This window comes from Burkholderia diffusa (assembly GCF_001718315.1).
Taxonomy (GTDB): Bacteria; Pseudomonadota; Gammaproteobacteria; order Burkholderiales; family Burkholderiaceae; genus Burkholderia; species Burkholderia diffusa_B.
Genome location: NZ_CP013363.1, coordinates 1,299,537 through 1,321,456, shown reverse-complemented (window position 1 = coordinate 1,321,456; position 21,920 = coordinate 1,299,537). Strand labels below are relative to the sequence as shown.

The window sequence follows — 21,920 nt, the reverse complement described above, 5'->3', positions numbered from 1 at the left end:
GCGACGGCCTTACTGGAGCGGGATCACGCAATGCTCGATCGCCTGGATCAGTTCGGTCTGCCGCGTCACGCCCATTTTCGAAAATACCGCACGCAAATGCGAACGCGCGGTGTTGTGGCGGATCGCCATCGTTTCGGCGGCGTCCTGCAGCGACAACCCTTGCGTCAGGTGCAGTACAAGCGATGCTTCGCTGCGCGTCAGGTTGAACATCGCCTGCAGTGTCTCGCCCGACATCTGCGGCCGGCAGTCGGGATCGCGCAACAGGACGACCGCCGCTGCGCGACGCTTGCGGCCCGATTGCTCATCGACCGGCAGCGGCCGCACGAGCACGCCCAGCCGTGCACGCCCGGCGCGGCGCGCGAGCGTCATCCCGCGCGCGGCGCCGGCCTTGCGTGCCAGCGCGTCGCGGATCAGCGCCTGAAGCATGCGCTGGTTCGCGGCGCCGTCGCAGGCGAGCCTGCCGTCGACGATGAACAGCCCGTCGCGTTCAGCCAGCGCCTGCGCCGCGTCGTCGTTGGTCTTCATCACGCGGGCCTGCTCGTCGAGGAGGATCGCGCCGATCCGCAGCTGGCTGACCGTCTCCGCGTACAGGCGACGCTCGTTGGCCGTGACTTCGAGGCTCGCGCGCAGAGCGGCCGCGCGCTTCAGATGTGGCAGCAGGAACCGGCACAGCCGCTTGTCGTTCGCGTCGAACGGCGGGGCGCCGTGCGGCCGGCAGATGCGCAGCCGGCACTCGTTGTCGGCGTCGACGTGAATGTCGGCGCCCATCACGTGAAGCACGTCATACATGCGATCGAAGTTCCGGTATTTCTCGCTGTCGAGCCAACCGCGTTCGCCGAGCATTTCGTGGACGGTCGTGACCGTGTCGCGCGGCAGGTTGACGAACGCGTCGAGCGTATGGAAACGCTGCAGATACGCGCCGGTGCCGACCGACGTATCGACGAGGCTCGACGTGACGATCAGCCCTTTCATCGCGTCGGCGGGCGGCCGCAGCACGAGCGTCGCATAGTTGGCCGCGAGCCGGACCCGGAGCGCGTCGAGCAGCCCGCGCCACGGTACGGTGGACGTCACGCCCTCGTAGACGAGGCCGATCAGGTCGCTCAGTTCGGCGGGCGTCGCCTCGGCAAGGTCGGTGCCGGCGTGCGCGGGCGGCGGGGCGGTCGTGGGCACTGCGGTGTCTCCTGTCCTGTCGTTGAGTCGCCTTCGAGGGCGGCGGGCGATATCGCGATGTTGCCGTACGCAAGCGGTGACGTGAATGCGTGCGTGCCACTAGCTTCGTCGAGCGACGGTGGCGGCTCGTCGGTCCGGCGGTCGAGATGCGCGGCACCCGCCGTGCGACCGATGCGGCGGGATGCGTTTTCTAGTCCAAACCGGGGTTGTTGAGCTCCGTTCCGCGCACGAACTCGCGCCGGATTCACGCGCGGGCGGCGATCTCGTCCGTCCGGAGTATGTTCGGCCGGGACCCGGTTCCCACAATGGGCCCGCATACGATTCGATCACGGAGGGAACACATGGAACTGCACCACGCCGCCGGGACGGCGGGCGACCGGTATGCGCGCGGCTGGCATTGCCTCGGGATCGCCGCCGGCTATCGGGACGGCAAGCCGCACCGGCTCGACATCTTCGGCACGCAGCTCGTCGCGTTCGCGGGCGACGACGGCGCGATCCGGATCGTCGACGCATGGTGTCCGCACATGGGCGCCGACCTGTCGAAGGGCGAGGTGCGCGGCAACACGCTCGTCTGCCCGTTCCATCACTGGCGCTGGGGCGGCGACGGCACCTGCGAGCACGTGCCGTATGCAACCCGCGTGCCGCCCAAGGCGCGAATCCTCTCGTGGCACACCTGCGAGCAGAACGCGTTGCTGTTCGTCTGGCACGACCACGAACGCGGCGAGCCGCCTGCGCACGTCGCGATTCCACGCATCGGCGCGTGCTCCTCCGGCGAATGGACGCCGTGGGCGGTTCGCAAGATGACGATCCACACGAACTGTCGCGAACTCGTCGACAACCTCGCGGACGTCGCCCATTTCGGCCCGGTCCACGGCTCGCCGGCGAACTACTTCTGCAACACCTTCGTCGGCCATACCGGCTACCAGATGTTTCGCGGCGGCCGGAGCGAGCTGCTCGGCAACGGGCTCGTCGCGGACAGCGCGTATTTCGGGCCCGCGTATCACATCACGCGGATGACGGCCGACGTCGACGGCCGCGCGGTCGACAGCATCCTGCTCAACTGCCACGTGCCGATCGACCAGCACAGCTTCGATCTGCGCTACGGCGTGATGATCCGCAAGGATCCGGCGCTGTCCGACGACGCAAACCGCGCGATCGCGAACGCGTACATCGAGCAGGCGCACCGCTCGTTCTTCCAGGACGTCGAGATCTGGCACAACAAGACGCGAATCGATTTCCCGGTGCTGTGCGAAGGCGACGGCCCGATCTACCAGTTGCGCGACTGGTACCGGCAGTTCTACACCGACGTCGCGAAGCTGCCCAGCGACCTTGACCGCAAGAAGGTATTCGAATGGCAACACGGCGCGTGGCGCACGCTGGACGACGTGCCGCCGCTTGCGGCCAGCCGGCTTCACACGATCTGAAGGAGGTCGACCATGCCATTCAAGCACAAGGTGGTGCTCGTCACGGGCGCCGGTTCGGGGATGGGACGCGCGACCGCGCTCCTGTTCGCTGCGCGCGGCGCGACGGTGGTTGCGGCCGATCTCGACGGCAAGCGCGCGGAAGAGACGATTGCCCTTGCACGGGCGGCCGGGACGGGGCTGGCGCATGCGTGCGACGTGGCCGACAGCGGCGCGGTCGGCAAGCTGTTCGACGCGATCGGCCGGCGCTACGGGCGGCTCGACGTGCTGGTCAACAACGCGGGCGCGGGGCAGGTACCGGGCGACGGCTTCGAGCTCGCGCAGCAGCGCATTGCGCAGCGTGCGCAGCAACTGGCGAGCGGCGAAATGCCGACGGTGTTTTCCGACACGATCGTCGACCTCACCGACGCGGGCTGGCGCCGCATCGTCGACATCAACCTGAACGGCACGTTCTTCTGCTCGCGCGCGGCGGTGCGGCTGATGATCGGCTCGGGCGTGCGCGGCGCGATCGTCAACATCGCGAGCGTGTCGGCGCTGTCCGGCGAAGGGCCGCCGGCCTATTGCGCGTCGAAGGCCGCGATCCTCGGGCTGACGCGCTGTCTCGCGCGCGATCTCGGCCCGCGCGGCATTCGCGTGAATGCGATCTGCCCGGGCCCGACCCGCACGCCAATGATGCAGTCGATTCCCGACGAGTGGGCGCGCGAACTCGAACGCGCGATTCCGCTCGGCCGTATGGCCGAACCGGACGACATCGCGCGCTCGATCCTTTACCTCGCGTCCGACGATGCCCGGCAGATGACCGGGCAGACGCTGTCGGTCAGCGGCGGCATGTACATGATCTAGGAGACAACGATGGCAGGACGTTTGCAAGACAAGACCGCGCTGATCAGCGGCGCGGGTACGGGGATCGGCGCGGCGACGGCGCGGCGTTTCGCGGCGGAGGGCGCGCGCGTGATGCTGTGCGGCCGGCGTCGCGAGCCGCTCGAGCAGGTGGCGCGCGAAATCGTCGCGGCGGGCGGCGAAGCCGGATGGATCCAGGCCGACGTGACCGACGAGGCATCGGTCGGCCGCGCGGTCGATGCGACGCTCGGGCGTTTCGGCCGCCTCGACGTGATGGTGAACAACGCGGTGAACTACACGTGGGGACTCGTCGACCAGGTGAGCACGGAAGACTGGCACCGCTGCCTGCGCGGCTCGCTCGACGTCGCGTTCTTCGGCACGCGCGCAGCGATGCGTGTGATGAAGCGGCAGGGCGGCGGCGCAATCGTCAATCTCGGCTCGGTCGTGGGACTGCTCGGCAGCCCCGGCTTGTCAGCATACGGCGCGGCGAAAGCCGGCGTGCTCAATTTCAGCCGCGCGGTTGCGCTCGAAGGCGCTGCCGACGGGATCCGCGTGAACGTCGTGATTCCGGGCGTGGTATGGAGCGAGGGCACGCGCGAGGCGCTGCAGGACGACGCAATGCGCGACGGCACCGCGCGCGCGGCGCCGATGCGGCGCATCGGCGAGCCGCGCGAGGTCGCGGACGCGATCCTGTTTCTGGCATCCGACGAAGCGTCGTACATCACCGGCCAGAGCCTCGTCGTCGACGGCGGCAAGACCTGCCGGCTCGACGTCGGCGCGACCGACTACGTGTCGGATACGTCCGCCGAACGGCGCGCGCAAAGCGAACCGCAACCCGATCCGGCCGGAGCACCCGCACGATGAACGACACGACCCTGCTCGCGCGGATCGACCGGCTCGAATCCATCGAGGCAATCCGGATGTTGCCCGCGCAATACGCGCTCGCGCTCGACATGCGCGATCTCGACGCATGGACGAACCTCTTCCCCGAGGACGTCGCGGTCAGCAAGGACGAGGTCGGGCGCGCGTATCTGAAACGCTGGATCGACGACACCTTGCGGCACCAGTTCACCGTCACGTCGCATCACATCGGCGGCCACGTCATCGAGTTCTCGGATGCCGACCACGCGAGCGGCGTGGTCTATTCGAAGAACGAGCACGAGACTGGCCCCGAGTGGGTCGTGATGCAGATGCTGTACTGGGACGATTACGAACGGATCGACGGGCGCTGGTATTTCCGCCGGCGTTACCCGTGCTACCTGTATGCATCCGACCTGAACCGCCCACCGATCGGCGAGCGCAAGATGCGCTGGCCGGGGCGGGAGCCGTATGACGGGTCATGGCATGCGCTGTGGCCATCGTGGAAGGCGTTCTGGAACGGCAAGCCGGACGGGCTGCCCGACGTCGCGCCGCCGGCGCCGCTCAATGCATTCCTCGCGACGATGCGACGCGGCTCGGCGTTCCCGAAGATTCGCACGCGCTGACGCCCGCACGGAGGCCTGACTGATGACCAAGCCACTTTTCGAACCCGTGCGCATCGGCGCCATCACGATGCCAAACCGCATCGTGATGGCGCCGATGACGCGCAGCCGCGCGGACGAGCACGACGCGCCCGGCGACCTCCACGTGGCGTACTACGCGCAGCGCGCGGGCGCCGGGTTGATCGTCGCGGAAGGAACGTACCCGCATGCCGACGGCAAGGGCTACTGCCGCACGCCCGGTATTGCGACGCAAGTCCAGATCGACGCGTGGCGGCGCGTGACCGACGCCGTGCACCGCGCGAACGGCCGCATCGTGCTCCAGCTGATGCACGTGGGGCGTGTCGCGTCGTACTTGAACAAGGGGGCGCAAGCCGAGACCGTCGCCCCGTCCGCGCTGCGTGCGAGCGGCACGATTCACGCGGACGGGCACGGCCAGGTGCCGACGGACCTGCCGCGCGCGCTCGCCCGTGCGGAGATTCCCGGCGTGATCGACAGTTTCCGGCAGGCGGCCGTCAACGCGCGTGCCGCCGGCTTCGACGGCGTCGAGCTGCACGCGAGCAGCGGCTATTTGCCGATGCAGTTCCTGCTCGCCTGCTCGAACCGCCGCACCGACGACTACGGTGGCTCGCCGGCGCGCCGCGCCCGTTTCACGATCGAAGCGCTCGAGGCGATGGCCGGCGCGATCGGCGCGCAGCGGGTCGGGCTGCGGATCTGCCCCGGCAATCCGTACAACGACATGCAAGACGACGATCCCGCGCTGACGTACGGCACCTTGCTCGATGCGGTGGCACCGCTCGGGCTCGCGTATCTGCACGTGAGCCGTTCGCCGGACCGTCGACTCGATGCGTTCGCGCTCGCTCGCCGGCATTTTCGTGGCGCGCTGATCGCGAACGACGGATTCGACGCGCGCAGCGCGACCAACGTGCTGGCAGCCGGCCACGCCAACGCCGTGTCGTTCGCGCGGCATTTCATCGCGAACCCCGACCTCGTCGCCCGCTTGCGCGACGGCGCGCCGCTCGCCGCGTTTGATCGCGCCACGTTGTATACGCCCGGCGCGCGCGGCTTCACCGATTATCCGCCGTTCGCCGCATCTGCCGCGGGCGTTGCTCACATCCAACGGAGTGCCCCGTGACCTCAATGCTTCCAGCGCCGTCGACGATTCCCGCGATGCTGGCCGCATCCGCGCGCCGTTACGCGACGCAAGTGGCGATCGTCGATGATGGTTCCTCCATCGATTACGCGGCACTTTACGACGCGGCCCGCCGTGCGGCCCGTGCGCTGATCGCACTCGGCGTGCAGCCGGGCGAGCGCGTCGCCATCTGGGCGCCGAACGTGCACGAGTGGATCGTCGCCGCGCTGGGCATCCATTTCGCGGGCGCCGCGCTGGTGCCGTTGAACACGCGGCTCAAGGGCGACGAAGCCGCGGACATCCTGAATCGCAGCTGCGCGCGCGTGCTGTTCTCGATCGGCGAATTTCTCGACGTGCGCTACCCGGACATGCTCACCGGGCATGCGCTGCCGTCCCTGCGGCACATGGTCGTGCTGCGCGATCCGCAGGGCGGCGCGGCAGGCTGGGACGCGTTCGTCGCTCGCGCCGAGGCCGTTCCCGAAGCCGTGCTCGACGCACGGATCGCCGCCATCGGACCGCATGCGCCATCGGACGTGCTCTTCACTTCCGGCACGACCGGCCGACCGAAGGGCGTCGTGACCGCGCACGGGCAGAACCTGGCCGCATTCGACCAATGGTCGACGCTCGTCGGGCTGCAGGCTGGCGATCGCTACCTGATCGTCAATCCGTTCTTTCATGCGTTCGGTTACAAGGCCGGCTGGCTCGCCGCGCTGATTCGCGGCGCGACGATCCTGCCACAGGCGACGTTCGATGCCGAAACGGTGCTGCGCCGCATTGCGGACGAACGCGTGACCTTCCTGCCCGGTTCGCCGACGCTCTACTTGAGCCTGCTCGCGCATCCGGGTCTCGACCGCTTCGACCGGTCGTCGTTGCGCGTAGCGGTCACCGGCGCGGCGAATGTCGCGCCCGACCTGATCGCGCGGATGCGCGACCGGCTCGGCTTCGCGTCGGTGCTGACCGCATACGGGCTGACCGAGTGCTGCGGGCTCGCGACAGTCTGCCGCGCCGGCGACGACGAGCAGGTCGCCGCGGCGACCTGCGGCCATCCGTTGCCGGGGATCGAACTGCGATGCGTCGACGAGGCAGGGGCCGATGTGCCGGTCGGGACACCGGGCGAGATCCTGATTCGCGGCTTCAACGTGATGCAGGGCTACCTCGACGACGATGGCGCGACCCGCGATGCGATCGACGAGAACGGCTGGCTGCATACGGGTGACGTGGGCGTGCTCGACGAACGCGGTTACCTGCGCATTACCGACCGGTTGAAGGACATGTTCATCGTCGGCGGATTCAACTGCTATCCGGCGGAAATCGAGAACATGATCGCTGCGCATCCGGATGTCGCGCAGGTCGCGGTGATCGGCGTGCCGCACGAGCGGCTCGGCGAAGCCGGCCACGCGTTCGTCGTGCCGCGCGCGGGCGCGGTGCTCGACGAGCCGACGCTCGCCGCGTGGTGCCGCACACGGATGGCGAACTACAAGGTGCCGCGCGGCATTGCGTTCGTCGACGCGCTACCGCTTAACGCATCGGGCAAGATATTGAAGCAGGCGCTGCGTGAAATGGCCGGCCGGGATGCGGCATGACGCGCGACCATCGACATAACATACTCGACACAGGAGACAGCAGATGACGATTCAAACTTCTTCCGCGCATGGCGACGTATCGCGCATTGCACTGGACGCACCCGCCACCGGTGTCGTCGTGACGGGCGGCGCATCGGGCATCGGCCACGCATGCGCGGAAGCGCTCGCGGCGGTCGGCCGCCCGATCGCGATCTGGGATATCCAGGCAGACAAGGCCGGCGACGTGGCGGGGCAACTCGCCGAGCGCTACGGCGTGCCGACCTTCGGTATCGGCGTCGACCTGCGCGAAGCCCGCCAGATCGACGATGCGCTGGACGCGACGCGCGCCGCGTTGCCGACGCTCGGGGGCCTCGTGCACGCGGCGGGCGTGGTCGATCAGAGCGGCATCGACGCGCTGACCGAAGCGCGCTGGGACGCCGTGGTCGACGTGAACCTGCGTGCGCTCGCGCTGCTCGTTCAGGCGATGCTGCCGGACCTGCGCGCGCAGCGCGGCTCGTCGGTCGTCGCGATCGCGTCGATCAACGCGACGCTCGGCAATGGGTTGATTCCGGCCTACACGGCATCGAAGGGCGGGGTGCTCGCGCTGGTCCGTTCGCTCGCCGACGGACTCGGCAACGACGGCATCCGCGTGAACGCGATCTCGCCGGGCCAGATCCTGACGCCGATGATCCAGCCGGCCGTCGACGCGTTGCCCGCCGGTACCTTCGAGCGGCGCATCATGCTGGGCCGGCTCGGCGATCCGGCCGAGATCGGCCGCGTGGCACGATTCCTGATGTCCGAAGAGGCGAGCTACGTGACCGGCACGGAACTGATCGTGGACGGCGGCAACATTCCGTCGCAGCGCTTCTGAGGATCGCGTTGCCTTCGGTCGATCCAACAACGAAAAAACGCGGAGCACGAGGCTCCGCGTTTTTCATTGCGACGGCCGGCAACGCCGGCAGGGGGCGGGCGCTCAGGCCGCCGCCGCCCGCGCCCGCGCCATCGTCAGCGCCGCATCCTCGATCATGTCCTCCTGCCCGCCGACGAGTCGCTGGCGGCCCAGTTCGACGAGAATGTCGCGCGCCGGAATCCCGTATTTCGCTTCCGCGCGCTTCGCGAACAGCAGGAACGACGAATAGACGCCCGCATAGCCGAGCGTCAGCGCATCGCGGTCGAGGCGGATCGGCGCGTCCATGATCGGCACGACGAGATCCTCGGCGACGTCGGAAATCGCGAACACGTCGACACCCGTCTCGATCCCCATCCGGTCGCACACCGCGACGAACACTTCCATCGGCGTATTGCCCGCGCCCGCGCCGAGGCCGGCCGCAGCCGCGTCGATCCGGTTCGCGCCGGCAGCGACCGCCGCGATCGAGTTCGCGACGCCCATCGCGAGGTTGTGGTGGCCGTGGAAGCCGAGTTCCGTCTCCGGCTTCAGCGCGGCGCGCACCTGGCCGATCCGCGCGGTCACGTCGTTGGGCAGCATGTGGCCTGCCGAATCGGTGATGTAGATGCAGTTCGCGCCGTATGACTCCATCAGCTTCGCCTGCACGACGAGCTGCTCGGGCGACGACATGTGCGCCATCATCAGGAATCCGACCGTATCGAGTCCGAGCGTGCGCGCAAGGCCGATGTGCTGTTCCGACACGTCCGCTTCGGTGCAGTGGGTGGCCACGCGGATCGTGCCGACGCCGAGTTCGTGCGCCATGCGCAAGTGCTCGACGGTGCCGATGCCGGGCAGCAGCAGCGCCGACACCTTCGCTTGCTTCAGTTCGGGGATGACGGAGCTCAGGTACGCCTCGTCGGTATGCGCGGGAAAGCCGTAGTTGACCGATGCGCCGCCGAGCCCGTCGCCGTGCGTGACCTCGATCAGCGGCACGCCGGCCGCATCGAGCCCGCGCGCGATGTTGCGCATCTGGTCGAGCGTGATCTGGTGACGTTTCGGATGCATTCCGTCGCGCAACGACATGTCGTGGACGGTGATCTTCTTGCCTGCAAGTGACATCGTGTGACTCCTCGACTCAAGCGGTGGCGGCCGTCGCGGCCAGCATCTGTTCGGCGAAACGCTCGGCCGTGGCGGCCGCGGCGGCGGTCATGATGTCGAGGTTGCCAGCGTACTTCGGCAGGTAGTCGCCGAGTCCCTCGACTTCCATGAAGACCGACACGCGGTTGCCGTCGAACACCGGGCCGTTCTTCAGCGTATAGCCGGGCACGTAGCGCTGCACTTCCTTGACCATCGCGTACACCGACGCCGTGATCGCGTCGACGTCGGGCGGGCCGTCGGTCAGGCAGTGGATCGTGTCGCGCATGATCAGCGGCGGTTCGGCCGGATTGATCACGATGATCGCCTTGCCCCTGCGCGCGCCGCCGACCTGTTCGATCGCGCCGGACGTCGTGCGCGTGAATTCGTCGATGTTCTTGCGCGTGCCGGGGCCGACCGAGCGCGACGAAACGGTTGCGACGATCTCGCCATACGCGACCGGCTGCACGCGCGACACCGCGTACACCATCGGGATCGTCGCCTGGCCGCCGCAGGTCACCATGTTCACGTTCATCTGCGCGCTGTCGAGGTGCGCGTCGAGGTTTACCGGCGGCACGCAATACGGCCCGATCGCGGCGGGCGTCAGGTCGATCATCTTCACGCCGAGCGCGGTCAGCTTGTCGGAGTTGTCGCGGTGCACGTAGGCCGAGGTCGCGTCGAATGCGATGCGGATGTCGTCGGCGACGACGTGCGGCAGCAGCCCGTCGACGCCCTGGTCGGTGGTCTTCAGCCCGAATTCGCGCGCGCGAGCGAGGCCGTCGGATGCCGGGTCGATGCCGACCATCCACACGGGTTCGAGCAGTGGCGAGCGGCGCAGCTTGATCAGCAGGTCGGTGCCGATGTTGCCGGGCCCGATCAGTGCGCATTTGATTTTCTTCATCAGGTTCGTTCCTTTAGATAAAGCGGACGTCGCAACCGCCGATGCCGGAGATGTGCATCGACAGCGCGTCGCCGGCCGTGACCGGAATCAGTTTCGCGAGCGAGCCGGACAGCACGATCTCGCCGGCAATCAGCGGCACGTCGTATTCGGCGAGGGTGTTCGCGAGCCACGCGACCGCGTCGGCGGGGTGGCCGAGCGCCGCATCGCCGCGGCCTTGCGCGACACGCTCGCCGTTCTTCTCGATCGTCATCTCGCACGCGGCGAGGTCGAGCGTGCGCGGGTCGACGCGCGCATCGCCGAGCACGTATACGCCGCACGATGCGTTGTCGGCGACGGTGTCCTCGATGCGGATCGCCCAGTCGCGGATGCGCGAATCGACGATCTCGAAGCAGGGCGCGACGGCGGCCGTCGCGGCGATCACGTCGGTGCGGTCGATGCCGGGGCCGCGCAGGTCGCGCCCGAGGATGAACGCGATCTCGCCTTCGGCGCGCGGCGCGATCAGCGACTCGGTGGCGATCGCCTCGCCGGCCGCGTAGTGCATGCCGGACAGCAGGATGCCGAAATCGGGCTGGCGCACGTTCAGCATGTCCTGCACGGCCTGGCTCGTCACGCCGATCTTCTTGCCGACCACCGATTCGCCGCGCTCGACGCGGCGTTCGATGAAGCGTTGCTGGATGCGGTACGCATCGTCGAGGGACAGCCGGCGCGGGCGGCTCGACAGCGGCGCGACCGGTGCGCGTGCGTGCCACGCGGCGTACAGCTCGTCGCCGAGCGTCGTATGCAAGCGGGAAGACATGAAAGGGCCCTCGAATGGAAAAGGCCGCCGTCTCGGGCGGCGTCATGCGCCGGAGCGCGGCTCCGGCGCGTTGGGCGTGGGCGTGCCGCGCCGGATGCTTAGTTACCCGAACTGCGGATCGCGTCCGGCGAGAAATACGCCTCGCTGAACTGCGGGCTGCTGTCGAGTTTCGGCATCGGTCCTTCGTTGGTCAGGCGGTCGGCCATGTACGCGCCGGAGATCAGGTCGTGGAAGAACACGACGCCCGGGTAGAACGTCTTCGCGTCAAATGCGTACAGCGTCGTCGCGACGTTGGTGCGCCACAGCTGGCCGCGTGCGTCGTAGTTGTCGGCGAGCAGCGTCATCCACGAATCCTCGTCGATGTACAGCACGCGCTTCGCGTACTGGTGGCGGTAGCCGCTCTTCAACGTCGCCTGCAGTACCCATACGCGATGCAGCTCGTAGCGGATGTACGACGGATTCTCGTGGCCCTTGGTCAGCAGGTCCGCATACTTGACCGAGCTGTCCATCGCCTTGTAGTTGTCGTACGGCACGTACACTTCGCGCTTGCCGACGATCTTCCAGTCGTAGCGGTCGCCGGGGCCGTTGTACAGGCGGTCGTCGTCGACGGTGCGGAAGCCGCCCGGGCCCTGTGGCTGGTCATAGCCGTATTCCGGCGCCTGGCGCACGCGCCGTGTGCCGGGGTTGTACATCCACGTGCGCGACGAGTTGTCGGCGCCGGCCTTGTCCCAGTTCGTGAAGCCGACGATCAGCGAGCCGCGGTCCGACAGCGGCAGCTCCGTCGCGTTGCGGTAGAACGTGCGGTTGTTCAGGTCGCTCTTCACGTCGTACTTGCCGACGTTGCGCGGCGAGTAGATGTCGTAGCGCACCTTGCCCCACGCGATGTTGCCGTCGGAGTACACGACCGCCTGGTCGTAGGTCGCCTGCTCGGTGCCGATCGCCGACGAGAAGCGCTGGTTCCACAGCAGCTCGGCGGCCGTCTTCGGAATCGGGTACGGCACCTGCGGCGGCGCGTTGGTCAACCCGTTCGCGTCGGACGTCATCGTCGAGTCGGGCGCGTAGGTGCGGATGTCCTTGTAGACGGAATCCGCGTAGCGGAAGTCGCGATGGCTCGGGTAGACGTTGATCTTGAACGTCGCCGGGTAGCGCTTGAACATCGCCTTCTGGCCGTCGGTCAGGTGCTCCGCGTACTGCGCCATGTTCTCGGCGGTGATCGTCGCGATCGGCTTTTCGTTCGCGAACGGATCGGGATAGCGGCCGCCGCGCTTGTACTGCACGTCGGGCGGCGTGCCGAGCCACTTGCCCGACCACTCCGGCACGCCGTTGTCCTTGCTCGCGGCGCGCACCGCGCCCATCGGCGTGAGCGGGCCGTCGAGCGCCTTCAGGTCGTCCGGCGTGACCTTCGGGAACGACGCCGTCGCGACGAGCGCGCACGCGGCCATCACCGACGCGCGCAGGAGGGGGAGACGAGTTCGTTTCATGGCAAATCCTCTTCTTGCTGAGTGACGAGCGGCCGGGCCGCTCAGAAGTGGTAGGTCGCCGTGGCGAGCACGTAGTCGCGATCGGCGAGCGGACGCGTGACAGGATTCGGCGAACCGAGGAACTTCGCGTAGACGAGCGACAGCGACAGGTTGCTCAGGCGCGTGAACGTGACGCCGGCCGTCACGCGGTGGTCGCCCTGGCCCGTCAGCGAGCCGAGAGCGCCGGCCAGCGGCGATGTACCCGCCAGGTCGTGCGTATACGTGAGCGGCACGTCGAGATCCCAGCCGTTGAACACGTTCTTGTAGCTGAGGGTCCAGGCCAATTCGAGGCCGAGCGCGTTGCGCGTGTTCGCGAGTGTGGTCGAGCCGTCGACGGCCGAGATGCCGCCCGCATGCACGTACGTGATTTCACCGACGAGCGACTGCGAATTCGCGAGGAAGCTCGGCCCGATCGAATAGATGCCGGACAGGTTGAGTTGCGTGACGTTCGCGCGCGTTGCCTGCGCACCCGTCGGCGTGTTGACGAGCACGGCGGCGCCCTGGCGGTATGACGCTTCGCCCGCGACGTTGACCGGACCGACCTGTGTCGAGAAGCTCGCGCCCGTCAGCTTGATGTTGTTGAAATAGGTCTGCCGGTATTGGAGCACGGGGTAGAACGACGTGACGACGCTGGGGTTCATGTCGTTGTAATGCAGGTGATACACGCCGAGCTCGGTATCGCCGAACACGCGCAAGCGTGCGCCGACACCCCACTGGTTGCGGGCGCTCGGCTTGTCGTCGGCCCCGCGCGGAATGATCATCCCGCCCGGGCCGATGATGAACTGCGCGCCCGGGCCGACCACGTCCGAATAGCTCCAGTACGTGCCCGGCGCGGTCAGGCGGTTCTGCTGGAACGAGAACTGGTAGTAGCCGAGCAGGCTGAAGTTCGGCGTGATCTGCCATTGCGTCGAGATCTGCGGCACCGGCAGCAGGATGTCCTTCACCTGAGCGCCCGCGACATAGGACTTGGTCGCGTCTGCCGGCCCTTGCGCGCCCGCGATGTTCGGGAAGAACAGGCTTTCGCCCCAGGCGACCACCTGGTCGCCGACCTTGACGTTCAGGCTCGTCGCGCCGATCTTGAAGGTGTTGTACGCGTAGGCGGCGAGCAGCGTCGTGTGGCCGCCCGACCAGTAGCGCGCGTCGCTCGTGAAGTTGTTGTACTGGCCCGACTGGTTCACGGTGCCCGGAGCGTCGTTGTAGTTCGGCCGGTGATAGGCCTGATCGTAGAACGTGCTCGCGCGGACGAACACGCCCCAGTCGTCATGCTTCAGGTTCACTTCGCCGAGCAGGCTGACCTGGTTCTCGATCAGCTTGTTCTTCGCGAAGTTGCGATCGCCGTCGTCGCCATTGATGTTCGAGGGCGTCAGCAGATTGCCGCTCGGCGCACGCGTGCGCATGCCGAGGCCGTAACTCAGCGTGAACGTGTAGTCCAGCGTCGTGTCGGCGCCTAGCTCGATCGTGCTGCCTGCGTGCGCGTCGGGAACGGCGCACGTCAGCAGCGCGGCGGCCAGCGTCGACAGCGTGGCGGTGGCCCGCTTGCCGGTACGGCGCGAAATCCGTTGATGCATGGTGTCTCCTCTGGGGTATCGACGACGGTCGACTGTGGTTGTCGTGAGAGGCAGAGTAGGGAGATCGCGGTAGCAGGGAATCGTCAAAATGAACTAGATGACTTCCCTAGGACTGGAAACGATCGGAGCGCGCCGCCGTGCGTTGCAGGCATCAGCGCGATTCCGTTTGTGCCGCCGCGAGGAACGCGGGCCGTTCGCCGCCGCCGTCGAGCCGCAAGTTGGAACCGGACGTGTACGACGCAGCGGGCGACGCGAGGAACAGGCACGCCGATGCGACGTCGTCGGGCGTCGCAAGCCGTCCGGCGGGAATCGTCGCGCGGATCGCATCGAGCGCGGCGTCGTCGCCGTAGTGGCCTTCGGTCGCAGATTCCGTCTGCACGAGGCTCGGGCTGATCGCGCACACACGCACGCGCGGGGCCCACTCGACCGCGAGCGACGTGACCGCGTTCACGAGGCCCGCCTTCGCGGCGCCGTAGGCGGCGGTGCCGGGCGACGGCCGCGAGGCGCTGACGCTCGCGATGAACAGCATCACGCCGCCGTGCGGCTGCGGCTGCATGATGGCGTTTACGCGCTGCGCGAGCTGCAGCGGTGCGATCAGGTTGAGACGCACGATCGATTCGGTGAAGCGCGGCGATGCGTCGGCCGCGAGCACGAACGGCGAGCCGCCCGCGTTGTTGACCAGCACGTCGAGGCAACCGGTGGCGTCGCGGATCGTCGCGAGCATCGCGTCGACCTGTTCGATGTCGCGCAGGTCGGCCGCGACGAAGGTGGCCGTACGCCCGCCGGCCGAAGGCGGCGTGTCGGGTGCGCTGCGCCCGCACACGAACACGCGTGCGCCCGCCGCGAGAAACCGCTCGGCGATGCGCCGCCCGATGCCCTTGGTGCCGCCCGTCACGAGCACTGTCCTGCCGCTGTAGTCGAATCCGTTCATCGTCTGCCTCCGTTTCGGTGGCCCGATGATAGGAACAAGCGCGCGCCGCTTCGTAGTCTGAAAGGATGATGCCGGCCGGCGCCCGCGACGCAATCATCATGGCAGCATCCATCGACCGACGAAGGAGACACCCCGCGATGACGACCCCCACGACGCCGCCTGCCGGCACCTTCACCGACGTACCGGGCGGCCTGCGCCTGCATCATTTCGAGGCGGGCGAAGGCCGCCCGGTGGTGTTCATCCACGGCAGCGGCCCGGGCGCCAGCGGTTTCAGCAACTTCAAGCACAACTACCCCGCATTCGCGGCCGCCGGCCATCGTGCGATCGTCGTCGACCTTCCGGGGTACGGGCAGTCGTCGAAGCCGTCCGACGTCGCCTACACGCTCGATTTCTTCGTCGGCGCGCTGCATGCGCAGCTGTCCGCGCTGGGCATCGGGCCGGCCGTGCTGCTGGGCAACTCGCTCGGCGGCGCGATCGCGCTGAAATACGCGCTCGATTACCCGGACGAAGTCGACAGGCTGATCATGATGGCGCCGGGCGGCGTCGAGGATCGCGACACCTATTTCCGCATGGAAGGGATCCAGCGGATGGTGAAGCTGTTCACCAATCGCCAGATGAATGACGACACCATGCGCGAGTTGCTCACGCTGCTGGTGCACGACCCGGCGATCGTCACCGACGCGCTCGTCGCCGAGCGCATGAAGGTGTGCGTCGAGCAGCCGACCGAAGTGCTGTCGACGATGAGCGTGCCGAACCTGACGGGTGCGCTCGGCGACCTGCGCTGCCCGGTGCTCGGTTTCTGGGGCACGGACGATCGCTTCAATCCGGTCGGCGGCGCGCTGACGTTCCTCGAACGCTGTCGCGACGCGCGCTTCGTGCTGCTGAACCGCTGCGGCCACTGGGTCATGGTGGAGCACGCGGCGTATTTCAACCGCGAATGCCTCGATTTCCTCGCGGCGCCTGCCGCGGTCGCCGCGCGATAACGCCGGAGGCCCTTGATGACCGGCCCGTTCAACGCCGGTTCGCCTGACTACACGGAGACACAATGAAACTCATCGAAGACCTGTTCGACCTGCGCGGCAAGGTGGCCGCGATCACCGGCGGCGCACGCGGCATCGGCGCGGAAACGGCGCGCACGCTGGCCGCGGCCGGCGCGAGCGTCGCGATCCTCGACGTGCTGTCGCAACCGGCGGAAGCGCTCGTCGAGGAGATCCGCGCGCAGGGCGGCCAGGCCGCGTTCTGGTCGCTCGACGTGACGCGCGAGGCCGATGTGGCGCGCGTGTTCGGCGAGGTCGTCGCGCGCTTCGGCCGCCTCGACGTGCTCGTAAACAACGCGGGCATCGAAGGGAACAACGTGCCGACGCACGAACTCACGCTCGCGCAATGGCAGCGCGTGCAGGACGTGAACGTCAACGGCGTGTTCCTGTGCACGCGCGCCGCGATTCCACACATCGAGGCGGCGGGCGGCGGCTCGATCGTGAACCTGTCGTCGATGTACGGGATCGTCGGCGGCCCCGACGTGCCCGCGTATCACGCGTCGAAGGCCGCGGTGCGGATGATGGCGAAGGTCGATGCGATGCTGTATGCGGCGAAGAACATCCGCGCGAACTCGGTGCATCCGGGCTACATCCGCACGCCGATGCTCGAGGACGCATTCCGGCAGATGGGCCAGGATCCGGACCGCGCGTTCGAATACATGCAGACGCACGTGCCGATGGCGAAGATCGGCAGCCCGCGCGACATCGCGGCCGGCATCCTGTATCTCGTGTCGCCGGCGGGGCGCTACGTGACGGGAGCGGAGCTGGTGATCGACGGCGGATACACCGCGCGCTGATGCGCCGCGGCGGTCGAAACGAAACAGGAGACAGGCAGTTGAAAGCGCTCGTTGCAGTGAAGCGTGTGGTCGACGCGAACGTGAAGGTCGGCGTGAAGTCCGATCAATCCGGCGTCGATATCGCGAACGTGAAGATGTCGATGAACCCGTTTGACGAAATCGCCGTTGAAGAAGCCGTGCGCCTGAAGGAAGCGGGTGCGGCGACCGAAGTGATCGCCGTGTCGGTCGGCGTTGCACAAGCGCAGGAAACGCTGCGCACGGCGCTGGCGATCGGCGCGGATCGCGCGATCCTCGTCGAGTCGAACGACGGCGTCGAGCCGCTGGCCGTCGCGAAGATCCTGAAGGCGCTGGTCGACAAGGAACAGCCGCAACTCGTGATCCTCGGCAAGCAGGCAATCGACGACGATTCGAACCAGACGGGCCAGATGCTGGCCGCGCTGGCGGGCCTGCCGCAAGCGACGTTCGCATCGAAGGTCACGATCGCCGACGGTAAGGCCACGGTCGCACGCGAAGTCGACGGCGGCGCGGAAACGCTGTCGCTTCAACTGCCGGCGGTCGTCACGACGGATCTGCGCCTGAACGAGCCGCGCTACGTGACGCTGCCGAACATCATGAAGGCGAAGAAGAAGCCGCTGGAAACGGTGAAACCGGAAGACCTGGGCGTGGACGTCGCGCCGCGTCTGAAGACGCTGAAGGTGGCCGAGCCGCCGAAGCGCGCGGCCGGTGTGAAGGTGCCGGACGTGAAGACGCTGGTCGAGAAGCTGAAGACCGAAGCCAAGGTGCTGTAAGAGGGAGCGGAAAGAAATGACGATTCTGGTAATCGCCGAGCACGATAAGGCATCGGCAGGCGGAGCTTCGCCGATCAAGGCCGCGACGCTGAATGCGGTGGCGGCCGCGCAGGCCATTGGCGGCGACGTTCACGTGCTGGTCGCAGGCCACGATGCACAAGCAGCGGCAGACGCAGCGGCGAAGATCGCCGGCGTTTCGAAGGTGCTGCTGGCCGACGCGCCGCAGCTTGCCGACGGGCTCGCGGAGAACATCGAAGCGACGGTGCTGACCATCGCGGAGCACTACTCGCACATCCTCGCGCCGGCAACCGCCTATGGCAAGAACGTCGCGCCGCGCATCGCGGCGAAGCTCGACGTCGCGCAGATTTCGGACATCACGGCGGTTGTTTCGGTCGATACGTTCGAACGTCCGATCTACGCAGGCAACGCGATCGCGACGGTGCAGTCGAGCGACGCGATCAAGGTGATCACGGTGCGCGCGACGGGTTTCGATCCGGTTGCGGCCGAAGGCGGCAGCGCAGTGGTCGAGACGATCGAAGCAGCGGCGGACACGGCTGTGTCGCAGTTCATCAGCCGGGAGATGACGAAGCTCGATCGCCCGGAACTCACCAGCGCGAAGATCATCGTGTCCGGTGGCCGCGGCCTGGGCAGCGGCGAGAACTACACGAAGGTGCTGGAGCCGCTGGCCGACAAGCTGTCGGCGGCGCTGGGCGCATCGCGCGCGGCAGTCGACGCAGGCTATGTGCCGAACGACTACCAGGTCGGCCAGACCGGCAAGATCGTCGCGCCGCAGCTGTACATCGCGGTCGGCATCTCGGGTGCGATCCAGCACTTGGCCGGCATGAAGGATTCGCAGGTGATCGTCGCGATCAACAAGGATCCGGACGCGCCGATCTTCAGCGTGGCCGACTACGGCGTGGTCGGCGATCTGTTCGCGCTCGTTCCCGAAGCGGCCGCGGTGCTCTGAGCGATGCCGCTGTTCGAGTTCAACGGAACGCGCCCGCGCGTCGATCCGTCCGCGTACGTTCATCCGAGCGCGGTCGTGATCGGCGACGTGACGATCGGCGCGGGCTGCTACATCGGCCCGCATGCGAGCCTGCGCGGCGACTTCGGCGCGATCGTCGTCGGGGACGGCAGCAACGTGCAGGACGGCTGCGTGCTGCACGTCGGCATCGGCGAGACGTGCCGGCTCGGCGTGAACAGCCACGTCGGCCATGGCGCGATCGTGCACGGCGCGACGCTCGAACCGGACACGATGATCGGGATGAATGCGGTCGTGATGGATGGCGCGACGATCGGCGCGACGACGATCGTCGCGGCCTGCGCGTTCGTGAAAGCGGGCTACGATGTGCCGCGCGGCGTGCTGCTCGCGGGCGTGCCGGGTCGCGTGGTGCGGCGGTTGAGCGACGCGGAGATCGACGCGAAGGCGAACGGCACGCGGGTCTATCAGCAACTCGCGGTGGATTGCCTGCGGACGATGACGCAGATCGGCGATGCGTAGGCGATGCGTAGGCGATACGCGTCATCGATCCGGCGGCGCAGGCGTGGCGGCGCGAAAGCCGTCGTCGGCCGCGTGAATGCCGCAGTGCGGCGAGCACCGAACGAAGCCGGGCCGGCAGCGCTGTGTCAGCGTTTTATCGGGGTTTGTGCGGATGGTGATTCGAGTTCGTGCATGCCGGTCGTGACGTTCGTGCGGGACCGATTGCCTGATGCGGCGCCGTTGTCTTAAGATCGGCGTCAGACTACCCCACAGCCTCCGGCGCCGAATGAAAACGACCATACGCCTGCGCGTCGCCATCATCGCTTCGGCCTTCGCCGTCTATCACGTATTCATGCACATCCAGTGGATCGCCAGTGGCTGCATCGCGTTCCTCGGCAGCCGGCATTGCAGCTTCGAGAACAGTGCGAATTTCGAAGGGATGATGGACCTTGATCTGCTGCTGACCTGCGCGTGGGTCGCGGGTGCGGTGATGGGGTGGTTCGCCGTCGCACGCGCGCCGAAGAAGTCCGGCTAACCGAGCGGGCGGCCCGTAGCCGCCTATTGCGAGCACACCGAGCATCTTCATGGGCTACCCGTCGGTCGCGATTGCGGAGCGCATCATCCTGACCCATTTCCCGAACAGCCGGCGCGCACTCAGCACTGTCATCGTGTAAGGGCTGAAGAATGAGCTGGCACGCGCCTGTGTGCCTCGCGTGAGCGACGTCTCGAATGTCATCAGGCCGCAGAATACGCAAGTGCCGAGTGCCGAGTGCCGAGTGCCGATCGTCGCGATCGGCTCGGCCGCGCGCGTCCGCGAGATGGCCCCGTAGTGGGCCCATCCGGGGGCCGCCGGACGCGGCGCACGGCGACGTTGAATTCAGTCGGATCAGCGCCGCTGCACGCCGCTGCTGGCAGCGTATTCTTCGCTCGTTCGCACGTCTCGCGTGGCCTTTGCTTTCCCCTGTGCGCTGCACTAGATTCGAAGCATTACGTGCCACGACCGCGCGAGGTGAAACCATGACGCCTTGGGAGATTCAGGGAACCGAACTGATCAACTGCAATTGCTCATACGGTTGCCCTTGCCAGTTCAATGCGTTGCCGACGCACGGCAACTGCGAAGCGATGGGGGCGATTTCGATCGACAGCGGCCACTACGGCGACGTCGTGCTCGATGGCCTCCGGATCGCGGTCGTGTTTCAGTGGCCGGGGCCGATTCACGAAGGCCACGGACGGTGCCAGCCGATCGTCGACGAGCGCGCGAGTCCGGCGCAGCGCGAGGCTGTGCTGAAAATCATGACCGGTCAGGATACCGATCCATTTGCGACGATGTTCTCCGTGTTCGCATCGACGCTCGAGCATGCATACGATCCGATCTTCGCGAAGATCGATTTCGACGTCGATGTCGATGCGCGGCGCGGCCGGATCAGCGTCGAAGGCGTGTTCGACGTCGTCGGCGAGCCGATCCGCAATCCGGTGACGGGCGCCGAGCATCGCGCGCGGATCGACCTGCCGCACGGATTCGAATACGAGCTAGCCGAGATCGGCTCGGGCACGAGCCGGTCGCATGGCCACATCGAGCTCGATCTCGAACGGACCTACGCGCAGTTCGCGCGGTTGCACCTGAACAACCACGGGCTGATCCGGCATCGCGTCGCGGCATGATCCCCGTCGGCGATTTTCTCGGGCGCGAGCGCGTCGTCACGCTGCTCGGCATGACCGCGCTCGTCGGCGCGTGCTGGGTCTATCTGTGGACGGGCGCGGGCACCGGCATGTCCGCGCTGGACATGACGGCGGTCGCGCTGTTCCCGCATCGGTTGGCCGACGACATGGGCACGATGGATCCGTCGCTGGCGACCGTGGTCCTGATGTGGTGGGTGATGATGATCGCGATGATGACGCCCGGCGCGACGCCGCTTGTGCTGTTGTACCGGCGCGTGCTGCAGCATCGCGGTGCGCAGGCTGCCGGGTCTGCGTTCGCGTCGACGTTCCTGCTGGCCGGCTATCTGGCCGTGTGGTTCGCGTTCTCGGTCTCAGCCGCCGTGCTGCAAACGCTGCTGCAGCCTGCCGGCCTGATTTCCGGAATGATGCTGTGGTCGAAGAGCGCCATGCTGTCCGCGATCGTCCTCGCGCTGGCCGGCGCGTATCAATTCTCGCCGCTGAAACAGGCATGCCTGCGGCAGTGCCGGTCGCCGGTCCGGTTTCTCACGACGTACTGGCGCCCGGGCGTCACGGGCAGCTTCCTGCTTGGCGTGCGGCACGGTGCGTATTGCGTGGGCTGCTGCTGGCTGCTGATGGCGTTGCTGTTCGTCGGCGGCGTGATGAACGTCGTGTGGATCGTCGCGTTGTCGCTGTTCGTGCTCGTCGAAAAGGTGCTGCCGGGCGGCGAACGCATTGGCCGCGCGCTGGGCGTCGTGCTGATCGCGTGGGCGGTCGCGACGCTGCTGGTGTAGCGGGCGCGTTCGTCATTGGCTGCGCCAGG

22 protein-coding genes are annotated in these 21,920 nt (G+C 67.5%); 15 read left to right on the top strand and 7 right to left on the bottom strand.

Annotation, left to right across the window (positions count from 1 at the left end; genetic code table 11):
• Positions 1-9 precede the first annotated feature (9 nt).
• Positions 10-1,170, bottom strand: coding sequence for a helix-turn-helix transcriptional regulator (locus tag WI26_RS21205; protein ID WP_059539668.1), 1,161 nt, complete (start codon positions 1,168-1,170; stop codon positions 10-12).
• Between the two features lie 341 nt (positions 1,171-1,511).
• Here WI26_RS21205 and WI26_RS21200 point away from each other — a divergent pair, with 341 nt between their 5' ends.
• Genes WI26_RS21200 through WI26_RS21170 form a run of 7 tightly spaced genes read left to right on the top strand, consistent with a single transcriptional unit; the run spans position 1,512 to position 8,474 of the window.
• Positions 1,512-2,594: a Rieske 2Fe-2S domain-containing protein gene (locus WI26_RS21200; RefSeq protein WP_069227084.1), complete on the top strand. Its 1,083-nt coding sequence runs from the start codon at positions 1,512-1,514 to the stop codon at positions 2,592-2,594.
• A gap of 12 nt (positions 2,595-2,606) precedes the next feature.
• Positions 2,607-3,434, top strand: coding sequence for an SDR family NAD(P)-dependent oxidoreductase (locus WI26_RS21195; RefSeq protein ID WP_069227083.1), 828 nt, complete (start codon positions 2,607-2,609; stop codon positions 3,432-3,434).
• Between the two features lie 9 nt (positions 3,435-3,443).
• Positions 3,444-4,295 carry an SDR family NAD(P)-dependent oxidoreductase gene (locus WI26_RS21190; protein ID WP_069227082.1) on the top strand — a complete coding sequence of 284 codons (852 nt, stop codon included), beginning with the start codon at positions 3,444-3,446 and terminating at the stop codon, positions 4,293-4,295.
• Complete coding sequence (locus tag WI26_RS21185; RefSeq protein ID WP_069227081.1) at positions 4,292-4,915, top strand: nuclear transport factor 2 family protein; 624 nt, start codon at positions 4,292-4,294, stop codon at positions 4,913-4,915. Before WI26_RS21190 ends, WI26_RS21185 begins: the two co-directional genes overlap by 4 nt.
• Positions 4,916-4,937: 22 nt before the next feature.
• Positions 4,938-6,044 carry an alkene reductase gene (locus WI26_RS21180; protein ID WP_069227080.1) on the top strand — a complete coding sequence of 369 codons (1,107 nt, stop codon included), beginning with the start codon at positions 4,938-4,940 and terminating at the stop codon, positions 6,042-6,044.
• A 5-nt stretch (positions 6,045-6,049) separates the two neighbouring features.
• Positions 6,050-7,624, top strand: a complete 1,575-nt coding sequence (locus WI26_RS21175) for a FadD3 family acyl-CoA ligase (protein WP_167359268.1) — start codon at positions 6,050-6,052, stop codon at positions 7,622-7,624.
• Between the two features lie 43 nt (positions 7,625-7,667).
• Positions 7,668-8,474, top strand: coding sequence for an SDR family NAD(P)-dependent oxidoreductase (locus WI26_RS21170; protein ID WP_069227078.1), 807 nt, complete (start codon positions 7,668-7,670; stop codon positions 8,472-8,474).
• A 102-nt stretch (positions 8,475-8,576) separates the two neighbouring features.
• Here the strand turns inward: WI26_RS21170 and dmpG are convergent, their stop codons facing one another.
• From dmpG to WI26_RS21140, 6 genes are all read right to left on the bottom strand, one after another.
• Positions 8,577-9,608, bottom strand: a complete 1,032-nt coding sequence (dmpG, locus tag WI26_RS21165; protein ID WP_069227077.1) for a 4-hydroxy-2-oxovalerate aldolase — start codon at positions 9,606-9,608, stop codon at positions 8,577-8,579.
• A gap of 16 nt (positions 9,609-9,624) precedes the next feature.
• The gene (locus WI26_RS21160) at positions 9,625-10,524 is read right to left on the bottom strand and encodes an acetaldehyde dehydrogenase (acetylating) (RefSeq protein WP_069227076.1); all 900 of its coding nucleotides are present in this window, start codon (positions 10,522-10,524) and stop codon (positions 9,625-9,627) included.
• A gap of 13 nt (positions 10,525-10,537) precedes the next feature.
• The gene (gene dmpE, locus WI26_RS21155; RefSeq protein ID WP_069227075.1) at positions 10,538-11,320 is read right to left on the bottom strand and encodes a 2-oxopent-4-enoate hydratase; all 783 of its coding nucleotides are present in this window, start codon (positions 11,318-11,320) and stop codon (positions 10,538-10,540) included.
• A gap of 98 nt (positions 11,321-11,418) precedes the next feature.
• Positions 11,419-12,801 carry a DUF1329 domain-containing protein gene (locus WI26_RS21150; protein WP_059464794.1) on the bottom strand — a complete coding sequence of 461 codons (1,383 nt, stop codon included), beginning with the start codon at positions 12,799-12,801 and terminating at the stop codon, positions 11,419-11,421.
• 41 nt (positions 12,802-12,842) lie between these two features.
• The gene (locus tag WI26_RS21145; RefSeq protein ID WP_059464795.1) at positions 12,843-14,408 is read right to left on the bottom strand and encodes a DUF1302 domain-containing protein; all 1,566 of its coding nucleotides are present in this window, start codon (positions 14,406-14,408) and stop codon (positions 12,843-12,845) included.
• A 151-nt stretch (positions 14,409-14,559) separates the two neighbouring features.
• Positions 14,560-15,339, bottom strand: a complete 780-nt coding sequence (locus WI26_RS21140) for an SDR family oxidoreductase (protein WP_069227074.1) — start codon at positions 15,337-15,339, stop codon at positions 14,560-14,562.
• 137 nt (positions 15,340-15,476) lie between these two features.
• Here WI26_RS21140 and WI26_RS21135 point away from each other — a divergent pair, with 137 nt between their 5' ends.
• From WI26_RS21135 to WI26_RS21100, 8 genes are all read left to right on the top strand, one after another.
• Complete coding sequence (locus WI26_RS21135) at positions 15,477-16,322, top strand: alpha/beta fold hydrolase (RefSeq protein WP_069227073.1); 846 nt, start codon at positions 15,477-15,479, stop codon at positions 16,320-16,322.
• Between the two features lie 62 nt (positions 16,323-16,384).
• Complete coding sequence (locus WI26_RS21130; protein WP_069227072.1) at positions 16,385-17,173, top strand: SDR family NAD(P)-dependent oxidoreductase; 789 nt, start codon at positions 16,385-16,387, stop codon at positions 17,171-17,173.
• A gap of 38 nt (positions 17,174-17,211) precedes the next feature.
• Positions 17,212-17,961: an electron transfer flavoprotein subunit beta/FixA family protein gene (locus WI26_RS21125; protein ID WP_069227071.1), complete on the top strand. Its 750-nt coding sequence runs from the start codon at positions 17,212-17,214 to the stop codon at positions 17,959-17,961.
• A gap of 16 nt (positions 17,962-17,977) precedes the next feature.
• Positions 17,978-18,928 (top strand): electron transfer flavoprotein subunit alpha/FixB family protein, encoded by a 951-nt coding sequence (locus WI26_RS21120; protein ID WP_059915693.1) that lies wholly within the window; start codon positions 17,978-17,980, stop codon positions 18,926-18,928.
• A 3-nt stretch (positions 18,929-18,931) separates the two neighbouring features.
• Complete coding sequence (locus WI26_RS21115) at positions 18,932-19,462, top strand: transferase hexapeptide repeat family protein (RefSeq protein WP_059468067.1); 531 nt, start codon at positions 18,932-18,934, stop codon at positions 19,460-19,462.
• Between the two features lie 265 nt (positions 19,463-19,727).
• Positions 19,728-19,976 (top strand): hypothetical protein, encoded by a 249-nt coding sequence (locus WI26_RS21110; protein WP_059540553.1) that lies wholly within the window; start codon positions 19,728-19,730, stop codon positions 19,974-19,976.
• A gap of 482 nt (positions 19,977-20,458) precedes the next feature.
• Positions 20,459-21,103, top strand: coding sequence for a DUF1326 domain-containing protein (locus WI26_RS21105; protein WP_059540551.1), 645 nt, complete (start codon positions 20,459-20,461; stop codon positions 21,101-21,103).
• A complete protein-coding gene (locus tag WI26_RS21100; RefSeq protein ID WP_069227070.1) occupies positions 21,100-21,891 on the top strand; it encodes a DUF2182 domain-containing protein in 792 nt (263 codons plus the stop codon). Before WI26_RS21105 ends, WI26_RS21100 begins: the two co-directional genes overlap by 4 nt.
• Positions 21,892-21,920: the final 29 nt, after the last annotated feature.

Bases quoted from the DNA above. Each gene is read 5' to 3' on its own strand.
- WI26_RS21110 (WP_059540553.1), top strand. From the start codon at position 19,728: ATGAAAACGACCATACGCCTGCGCGTCGCCATCATCGCTTCGGCCTTC.
- WI26_RS21130 (WP_069227072.1), top strand. From the start codon at position 16,385: ATGAAACTCATCGAAGACCTGTTCGACCTGCGCGGCAAGGTGGCCGCG.
- WI26_RS21105 (WP_059540551.1), top strand. From the start codon at position 20,459: ATGACGCCTTGGGAGATTCAGGGAACCGAACTGATCAACTGCAATTGC.
- WI26_RS21150 (WP_059464794.1), bottom strand. From the start codon at position 12,801: ATGAAACGAACTCGTCTCCCCCTCCTGCGCGCGTCGGTGATGGCCGCG.
- WI26_RS21180 (WP_069227080.1), top strand. From the start codon at position 4,938: ATGACCAAGCCACTTTTCGAACCCGTGCGCATCGGCGCCATCACGATG.
- WI26_RS21100 (WP_069227070.1), top strand. From the start codon at position 21,100: ATGATCCCCGTCGGCGATTTTCTCGGGCGCGAGCGCGTCGTCACGCTG.
- WI26_RS21175 (WP_167359268.1), top strand. From the start codon at position 6,050: ATGCTTCCAGCGCCGTCGACGATTCCCGCGATGCTGGCCGCATCCGCG.
- WI26_RS21145 (WP_059464795.1), bottom strand. From the start codon at position 14,408: ATGCATCAACGGATTTCGCGCCGTACCGGCAAGCGGGCCACCGCCACG.
- WI26_RS21160 (WP_069227076.1), bottom strand. From the start codon at position 10,524: ATGAAGAAAATCAAATGCGCACTGATCGGGCCCGGCAACATCGGCACC.
- WI26_RS21135 (WP_069227073.1), top strand. From the start codon at position 15,477: ATGACGACCCCCACGACGCCGCCTGCCGGCACCTTCACCGACGTACCG.
- WI26_RS21170 (WP_069227078.1), top strand. From the start codon at position 7,668: ATGACGATTCAAACTTCTTCCGCGCATGGCGACGTATCGCGCATTGCA.
- WI26_RS21115 (WP_059468067.1), top strand. From the start codon at position 18,932: ATGCCGCTGTTCGAGTTCAACGGAACGCGCCCGCGCGTCGATCCGTCC.
- WI26_RS21200 (WP_069227084.1), top strand. From the start codon at position 1,512: ATGGAACTGCACCACGCCGCCGGGACGGCGGGCGACCGGTATGCGCGC.
- dmpE (WP_069227075.1), bottom strand. From the start codon at position 11,320: ATGTCTTCCCGCTTGCATACGACGCTCGGCGACGAGCTGTACGCCGCG.
- WI26_RS21185 (WP_069227081.1), top strand. From the start codon at position 4,292: ATGAACGACACGACCCTGCTCGCGCGGATCGACCGGCTCGAATCCATC.
- WI26_RS21195 (WP_069227083.1), top strand. From the start codon at position 2,607: ATGCCATTCAAGCACAAGGTGGTGCTCGTCACGGGCGCCGGTTCGGGG.
- dmpG (WP_069227077.1), bottom strand. From the start codon at position 9,608: ATGTCACTTGCAGGCAAGAAGATCACCGTCCACGACATGTCGTTGCGC.
- WI26_RS21120 (WP_059915693.1), top strand. From the start codon at position 17,978: ATGACGATTCTGGTAATCGCCGAGCACGATAAGGCATCGGCAGGCGGA.
- WI26_RS21140 (WP_069227074.1), bottom strand. From the start codon at position 15,339: ATGAACGGATTCGACTACAGCGGCAGGACAGTGCTCGTGACGGGCGGC.
- WI26_RS21190 (WP_069227082.1), top strand. From the start codon at position 3,444: ATGGCAGGACGTTTGCAAGACAAGACCGCGCTGATCAGCGGCGCGGGT.